This is a genomic window from Pseudomonas sp. SDI, assembly GCF_003105155.1.
Classification (GTDB): domain Bacteria; phylum Pseudomonadota; class Gammaproteobacteria; order Pseudomonadales; family Pseudomonadaceae; genus Aquipseudomonas.
Map to the genome: position 1 here is coordinate 1 of NZ_QETK01000067.1, position 963 is coordinate 963.

Sequence of the window (963 nt, forward strand, 5' to 3'; positions counted from 1 at the left end):
TTGCAGCTGTTCGGCCCAGGCCTTCACCGAGCTGGTCTTGGCTGGCAGCGGTTGCTGGCGGTAGGCGGTTTGCAGGTCTTCCAGGAGGATCCGCCAGGACACACCATCGACCGCCAGGTGGTGGATGACCAGCAGCAGGCGCTGTTCGCCGTCGGCGTTGGTGTTCAGCACCGCACGCAGCAGCGGGCCGTTGCGCAGGTCGAGGCTGCGCTGGGCTTTCTCGTAGTCGCCGTCGTTGGTCTGCCACAGCAGCTCGCTTGGGCCGACTGGGCGGAACTGCGCCTGCCAGCCTGCGGGCTGCTCGCTGAAGCTCAGGCGCAGCGCGTCGTGGTGGGCGACCAGCGCTTGCAGGGCTTTATCGAGCAATTCGGCATCCAGCGGTTGCAGCGGCTTGAGCAGCACCGACTGGTTCCAGTGGTGACGCGCGGGGATCGCGGTGTCGAAGAACACGTGCTGGAACGGCAGCAACGGCGCAGTGCCGGTGACCGGGCCCTGGTCGAGGGACATGCCTTCGTCGCCCTTGCGCGCCACGCGGGCCAGGCCTTGCACGGTCTGGTGCTGGAACAGCTCTTTCGGGGTGAAGCGAATCCCGGCCTGACGGGCGCGGCTGACCACCTGAATCGAGATGATCGAGTCGCCCCCCAGCTCGAAGAAGTTATCCGCCAGGCCGACGCGCTCTACCTTGAGCACGTCCTGCCAGATAGCGGCGATCCGTTGTTCCAGTTCGCTGTGCGGGGCGATGTAGGCGGCTTGCTGCTGGCTGACGTCGGGCTTTGGCAGGGCCTTGCGCTCCAGCTTGCCGTTGGGGCTGAGCGGGAATTCGCCGAGGAATACCCATTGGGCCGGAATCATGTAGTCCGGCAGGTGCTCCTTGAGGCGGCTTTTGATCTGCTCGCGCAGGGTGCTTTCGTCGGCGCTGGTGTCGGTGGGCACCACGTAGCCGACCAGTTGCTGGCCGCTGGC

The 963-nt window shown here is 66.3% G+C and carries 1 protein-coding gene; it reads right to left on the reverse strand.

Annotation, left to right across the window (positions count from 1 at the left end):
* A partial coding sequence (locus tag DCO48_RS22490) for a condensation domain-containing protein (protein ID WP_256584152.1) occupies window positions 1-963 on the reverse strand: 963 nt, incomplete at both ends.